General features: G+C 67.8%; 6 protein-coding genes. 4 read left to right on the forward strand and 2 right to left on the reverse strand.

What is annotated here, in order from left to right:
- Window positions 1-297 precede the first annotated feature (297 nt).
- The 3 genes from ACZ7GZ_RS42270 (at window position 298) to ACZ7GZ_RS42280 (ending at window position 2,182) form a co-directional block, all read left to right on the forward strand.
- On the forward strand, window positions 298-456 hold the full coding sequence (locus tag ACZ7GZ_RS42270) for a hypothetical protein (protein WP_471033076.1): 159 nt from the start codon (window positions 298-300) through the stop codon (window positions 454-456).
- 29 nt (window positions 457-485) lie between these two features.
- Window positions 486-944, forward strand: a complete 459-nt coding sequence (locus ACZ7GZ_RS42275) for a tetratricopeptide repeat protein (protein ID WP_471033078.1) — start codon at window positions 486-488, stop codon at window positions 942-944.
- Between the two features lie 1,094 nt (window positions 945-2,038).
- Window positions 2,039-2,182, forward strand: coding sequence for a hypothetical protein (locus ACZ7GZ_RS42280; RefSeq protein WP_471033081.1), 144 nt, complete (start codon window positions 2,039-2,041; stop codon window positions 2,180-2,182).
- Window positions 2,183-2,433: 251 nt separating this feature from the next.
- On the opposite strand, the gene ACZ7GZ_RS42285 is transcribed toward ACZ7GZ_RS42280, so the two are convergent.
- Window positions 2,434-2,970 carry an SMI1/KNR4 family protein gene (locus ACZ7GZ_RS42285; RefSeq protein WP_471033083.1) on the reverse strand — a complete coding sequence of 179 codons (537 nt, stop codon included), beginning with the start codon at window positions 2,968-2,970 and terminating at the stop codon, window positions 2,434-2,436.
- A gap of 854 nt (window positions 2,971-3,824) precedes the next feature.
- Window positions 3,825-4,016 carry a hypothetical protein gene (locus ACZ7GZ_RS42290; RefSeq protein WP_471033085.1) on the reverse strand — a complete coding sequence of 64 codons (192 nt, stop codon included), beginning with the start codon at window positions 4,014-4,016 and terminating at the stop codon, window positions 3,825-3,827.
- Between the two features lie 193 nt (window positions 4,017-4,209).
- On the opposite strand from ACZ7GZ_RS42290, the gene ACZ7GZ_RS42295 reads away from it, so the two are divergent.
- Window positions 4,210-4,668 carry a hypothetical protein gene (locus ACZ7GZ_RS42295; RefSeq protein ID WP_471033086.1) on the forward strand — a complete coding sequence of 153 codons (459 nt, stop codon included), beginning with the start codon at window positions 4,210-4,212 and terminating at the stop codon, window positions 4,666-4,668.
- Window positions 4,669-4,755 lie beyond the last annotated feature (87 nt).

The following is a 4,755-nucleotide window of genomic DNA, read 5'->3' on the forward strand; positions in this document are numbered from 1 at the left end:
ACGTGCACACGCCCCGCAAAACACCGACGACGAAGCAGCGAACGAAGAAGTCAACGACCCCACGACCCCGCCGCACAGGTTAAAGATCAAGTTAGGGCCTGTTGCGAAAGCCGTGGCTGCCTGGGCTCGACCGCCCGGGCAAGGCCTGCTGGGAGAAGCGGTCGGTCGGCTCGCTGGTACTCCCAGCTCGCGGGCGACGGGGGTGCTTGAATGCCACCGTCCCAAAATCCTCGCCTTCCGCCGGGAGTACAGAGATGGCCTCGGCGCTGTCATCGTCCAACGGGGAGGGGCAGGGGTATGCAAGGACAGGACTGGATCGAACGTGCGGGAGAGCTGTTCGAAGCGGCGATGTTCGGCGGGGACACGTCCGCGCTGGACCGGTCCGATGACGTGCTGGACTCGGTCGAGGCGCCGCTTTCGATGCGCGGGGCAAGGTACTGCACGTCCGCTTCCTGAACGACCGCCAAGAGAACTCCCAGGAACTGATGCTGTTCGAGCGCGCGGCCGAGTTGTACGAGCGTTTGGGGGATGCGTCGGGTGAGGCGGACGCGTTGTTCTGGGTTGGCTGCTGGCACCAGGTGGTCAAGGGCGACGGCGCCGCGGGCAGGCCGTACTTCGAGCGGTCGTACGCGCTGGCGAAATCCGTCGATGACCGGATGACGATGTCCTATGCGATCAGGCATCTCGGCTTCGCCGACAAGGACGCAGGCCGCTTCGATCAGGCCCGCGAGCGGCTGACCGAATCGGTGACACTGCGCCGGGAAATCGGCTTCAGGCCCGGGGAAGCGGCCGGCCTGGTGGCGCTGGCCTACCTCGCGGCGGAAACCGGTGACCCATCGGCGGCGCTTCACCACCTCGACGAGGCCCAGTCGGTCGCCGAGAGCTGCGGTGCCAAGGCCGTGTCGGGGTGGATCGAGCAAGCCCGCACGTTCATCCGCTCCTAGGGCCTGATGGGAACGTGCTGGTCACAGCCACTCGTTGAGGACTGCGACCAGCACGATCGCCTCGTAGCGGACGGCAAGCTCGTCGTGCCTCGTAGCCACGGCTCGGTGCGCTTGCAGCGGTTGATCGCGCATTCGACCGTAAGGCGCCCGCGGTATTCGGCCTAGTCGAACTTCGGCGGCCGGCCTCCTCGGGAGGCCGAGCTTCCGGCGATGGCGAACTCTGTCCGCCGGACCGGAATGGTCGCCTTGATATCGCGTCTGCGCAGGTAGGCGCGGTTGCGTCGGCTGTCATACGCAGATCGACTGCTGGGCCCTGGCGAACCGGTACATCCTGTGTGCACCTGCCTGGTGCACACCTTCAAACACGCGAGTGAGGACGGCCCGCTTCCGCCCCTCGCGTCCATCGCCACCCGCATTTCAGGTCCGGACCTGGCCAACGGCGAACCCTGGGGCTGAGCAGCGTCGGGAGTCCCGCCCGCTTCGCGGAGTTGCCCTGGTTCGACGCTGCTCGAACACGGTCGGCGCCGCGCAGCGCCAGGAGTGCGGCCTGGTCGGGCTCATCCCTCGGGTATGTGGGGCAGGTCTCGTGCTGCTGATAGTTCACAGCGCCGAGCCGGTGCCGTCGGGGGCGGGCCTCGGCTCCCGCGGTGCGCCCGTCAGGGGCTTCCCCGTGCCCGGCCGACGTGCTGAGGGCGCGGCACGCCAGGTATTCCTTCGACCGATGGCCCACGGCGTGCCCGTGCCGCCAACACTGCGTCAGGCGTAAGCCACGAAACAGGCCGCCGCATCGCTGAGCGGACCTCCGTCCCCAGGCCGGCGCCGCTCGGCCCCGCCGAACCGACCCCGCGCCGTGCCCTCCTGCGGCCTGTCGGGGGTTCGGCCCTGGCCGTGCAGGAAGCCCCTGTCAGGGGGCGTCTGAATGCTGATGTCAATCGGCTGTGGGCCGGGGGGCGGCCGTCCCTTAAACGAGTGACGTAGAGCGTGCGCCGGCCTGGCGGGTGGGAAGTCTCTTGCCCGTCCATACTTCCAGCGTCTTCGCTCACCGAGAGGAATTCACCGTGCTGTCTGTCCGCCGCATCGTGACCGTTGCAGCAGTGAGCGCACTGCTTTCCCTCGGAGTGATCGTCCCTGCCGTAGCCGCTCAGGCACCGAGCCCCGACGACATCACCGACGGTCTTCTCGAACGACCCGTCAGCACGCTTGTGGGCTCTCCCCTCGGCCTCCCGCTCGGCATCTGAAACCGTCGGTCGGGATGGGCCTGTAGCGACCCTGGGCCGGGGGCTTCCCCTCGCCCGGCCGACGGCCGGCCCTCCGTGGGGAGGCGGTGTTGTACGGCGTCTGTTGGGCGTGGTGGCCGCCGGGCCGTGGTGCCCGGCGTCCGCTCTCGCTCGGGGCCGGTCGCGCCACGGGCCGCCACCTGACGTCCCGAGTTCCGTCGGGAGCCCCGGTCCCGGCCCGTAAGAAGCCCCGGTAGGGCTTCGGCACACCGTCACTCGCCGTCGCCGGAGCCGGGCTCGAACGTCGTGCCGAGGTCGTACTGCGCGATCCCGAAAGGTCGAAAATCGGCATCGGCAAGGACGCGGTAGAGGAACTCCGAGGTGGACATGTCGTACCGGTGCCATGCACCGATGTCATTGGACCGCGCGAGGACGGGGTACTCGCCCGGCCGCTCGGCATCGATCAGCCAGAAGTACTCGTCGGCCCATTCGGTGGAGCCCCACTCAACCAGCCCCTTGCCGCCCGGCGCGTAGATCGCATAGGGCTCGACGGCGGAGACGTCTCCGAACTTGCTGTCCTGGTCGACCGACAGGTCGACCCGCCACTGTGTCAGGAAGTCGAACGCGGGGCTCTCGTCCCGCCCCAGAAAGTAGACGCACTCACTGAAGACGCCGCCGCCGAACACCTCGTAGAGCTCCTTGTAGTCCGCCGGCAGCGGAACCCCCAGCTCTCCCTCGATCGCCGCCCAGTCGACGGGGATCCCGAGCGGCTCCCACCCGGTCAGTTCGATCACTCGCTGAACCCACATACGACGATCTTTTAGCACGGGCCTTCGTCCCGATGTCCCTCACCCCCTCGTCGCTCACGGCCGAGGTGCGGGCATGTCCCCCGGCGTGGCCGGCGGGGAGCCGGGAGGACAGGACCTGGTCCTTGGCCGGGTCGCAGGCGCAGCGGTGTGATGCGGCCCGGTCGTCCGGGTTGCGGCGGACGTGATCTGACAGATGGGCCACCCCGCGTGGAGCCTTGTCGATGGCGAGGGCCTCGTACGCGCTGCCCTGCTCGCCGTGGTCGGGCGCAGCTTCAGCACCGGTTCACGGCTGCCTGTGCGTGCCCGGGCAGGCGTGGCTGAAGCTGTCGCGGTGCCTGGGAAGTCGTCCGTCCTTCAGCGGTGTAAACACCCTGTCGATGGGCTCGGCTGCTTTGAGAACCTTATCGAGGACCGCTTCAAGGAGGAGTTCCGCCTCCCCGTCGATGATTTGTCTTTCTGATCACCAACCGACGCTGCTCCCGTTCGCGGGACCCGCTGGGCCTGCCGATTGGCGGTGGCTTCTGCCCGGCGAGGAAGTCCTTGATGGCGGGCCGGCTCAGCAGCAGGGTCATTCACGGTCCGTGGTCCGGGCCGGTGTCCGCCGGGCAGCACGGTCAGGAAATCCGTGGTGAGGATCCGCCGTAGCGGCGGCGCGTCATGCACGTCGTCAAGGACGCCCTGCTCAAGCAGACGGGCGGCGGTCTACGGTCTCGTCCACGGTGTTCCCTATCCCGCGGCAGGCGCGGGCCGCGTCCTGCTGGACGGCCTGCTGTGCGAGAGCAGGGGCCTGCCGGAGCAGGCGGTGATGAAGCCAGTCGTCTTCCGTCGGGAGTGGGGATGCGCCGGCCGCTACTTCAGCGTCGCTGGCTGTGGTTGTCGGCCGAGATGATGGCCGGCGTGTTCAGCAGCAGCCCGGAGATCCGTTCGGCCTCGCCGGGATCGGGCTCGTCCGGTTCCTGCTCTGTCGGGCGCGCCTGGTTGATGTCGCCGGCGCGTGTCTCCCACCGTACGTGCAGGTCATCGGCCCGGCCGCAGACATCTCCCACTCGTGTACCACGCCCTGCGCGTCAAGCGAGGGGTAATGGCGTTCGGGTGTGCGCCCCCGGCGCGTGCAGCGGCGGCGAATGCACCGCTGACAGTCGGCTCATCGCCCAGGTAGCGTCGCAGAATCACGTTGCGGAAGGCTCCGGGCAGGGGAGCGCTGCAACCACCCTGGGGGAGGGTGAGGGACTCGTGGGCTTGACTGAAGTACCTTACGAGCGTCGCAAGTTACTGGCTGTTGACGCGCCTGGCTCCTTCAAAGACATGACCGGAAAGGACGCAGCGGTCCTTGCCGTCTGCGTACTGGCGCCACCTCCCCTTGTCCTGGCTGCTCTGGGCTGGAAGGCGGCTCGCCGGCGAGCCCTGGGAATCACCTCGGTCACAGTGACGGAGGCGAAGGTGTTCACTTTTCCGGACGGACACCCTGTGACCGGCATGGTCTACGCAGTCCACCCCTATGATCACAACAGCTACTACCCGCTGCACGATGTCCACGACTACCTGCTCCGTGACCGGGTGGAGCAGATGGCGGTGCTCTTCCGGGCAGCCGGCGCCGGTTTCATCGAAATCGATGCCGCGGACACCGCCAGTGAGCATGAACTGCGGCTGGCAATGGGGCTGCCCCTCGTGACCGATTCGGGTCTTCCCCTAGCTTGATCTTTAACGTCCGGCGTCGAATGGTGTGTCGAACTTGATCACCTGGTCCGGTAACCGCCGTACATGGAAGCGGCCTTCGGCTGAACA

The sequence above is a fragment of the Streptomyces sp. NPDC037288 genome (genome assembly GCF_055603265.1).